Here is a 579-nt window from a genome sequence, read left to right as displayed (position 1 = left end):
GCTGTCTCTTATACACAAATCCTCCGGCAACATTGTCGGGGGATTTTTTTGAATCTTTTCCCCGTTTGTTGATCTTTGTTTGATACTCCCTCCGCTTCTGGTGTTCTGCTATGGTGCTTTCTGATTGCTATTCATGGGCTAACGACATGTTTGGATCCGCTGAATTAGGGGATTTGCGCCGCACCCGGCGGCTTGTCACTCTGGCCTCCTCACTGGCTCAACATATCGGACTCTCTATCGTGAAATCTTCCCGTTCTCCTGCTGACGTTGAAGGGGCCTATCGCCTGATGCGCAACCCTGCGGTTTTACCTGATGCCATCGCTGACGCGGGTTTTGCTGCGACGGCCAGAGCCGCTCCTGAACACTCGCTCCTGCTTGCACTGGAAGACACCACCACGCTTAATTTTGGTCACCGTTCGGCCGCTGACGAACTGGGCAATATCGGCACCAGTAAGCATGCCCACGGGCTGATGGCTCACTCTGTACTGCTTTATGCCCCGGACAGCGCCCGTGTGGTCGGCCTCATCGACCAGCAACGCTGGTGCCGTGCGACGGCAGATTACGGTAAGAAACATCAGC

The 579-nt window shown here is 54.9% G+C and carries 1 protein-coding gene; it reads left to right on the top strand.

Annotation, left to right across the window (positions count from 1 at the left end; all coding sequences use genetic code 11):
- Window positions 1–110: 110 nt before the first annotated feature.
- A partial coding sequence (locus tag ACSZO4_RS25785) for an IS4/Tn5 family transposase DNA-binding protein (RefSeq protein ID WP_437891923.1) occupies window positions 111–579 on the top strand: 469 nt, incomplete at its 3' end.

It is taken from the genome of Phytobacter sp. V91 (genome assembly GCF_965644225.1).
Classification (GTDB): Bacteria; Pseudomonadota; Gammaproteobacteria; order Enterobacterales; family Enterobacteriaceae; genus CBFFRJ01.
This window is presented reverse-complemented; position numbering and strand designations above follow the sequence as displayed.